The sequence below is a fragment of the Prevotella brunnea genome, from assembly GCF_008016795.1.
Classification (GTDB): domain Bacteria; phylum Bacteroidota; class Bacteroidia; order Bacteroidales; family Bacteroidaceae; genus Prevotella; species Prevotella brunnea.
The window spans coordinates 1-588 of the sequence record NZ_SDIK01000082.1 but is presented as its reverse complement, the minus strand read 5'-3'; the positions used below and the strand labels follow the sequence as shown (position 1 = coordinate 588).

General features: G+C 45.4%; 2 tRNA genes. Both read left to right on the top strand.

Going from position 1 to position 588, the window contains the following annotated elements:
* Positions 1-195 precede the first annotated feature (195 nt).
* Positions 196-269 (top strand) — tRNA-Ile (locus ETF27_RS09840).
* 133 nt (positions 270-402) lie between these two features.
* A tRNA-Ala gene (locus ETF27_RS09835) sits at positions 403-476 on the top strand.
* Positions 477-588: the final 112 nt, after the last annotated feature.

Below are 588 nucleotides of genomic sequence, written 5' to 3'. Positions count from 1 at the left end.
TGGATGATTACTTTTGTTCATACGTTTTGAAGGTTATTTGTGGACATTCTTTCTTCCTTTCGTTTTTTCCTTTCTTTGGAAAGCCGCGAGGAAATTGGAAGCGTTCGTTTCCCACTTCTTGTAACTACACTTTGTTTATCCTAATATGAGAGAATCAGGGAAGCCGGGTAGAAGCCGTACGACTTTATCCAACTCAGTCCTATAGCTCAGTTGGTTAGAGCGCCACACTGATAATGTGGAGGTCGGCAGTTCAAGTCTGCCTGGGACTACACATCGTCGCAAGACAATGTGTTCCAAGGCTCAAGTCCTCTTGGGACTACACATCGTCGCAAGGCAATGTGCGCCAAGGCTCAAGTCTTTCGGCAATAAGATGACACCTTTTCCTTGATACCTTTCTCCTTCGGGGGATTAGCTCAGCTGGCTAGAGCACCTGCTTTGCAAGCAGGGGGTCAACGGTTCGAATCCGTTATTCTCCACATTTTGTCTCGGTCGGGATGTTACATGCCATTGCTCATGGCTCTTTGTTTCTTCCGACCTTTGACATTCGATCTTTGACATATTGACACAAGCATAACAGTAAAGTAAAAC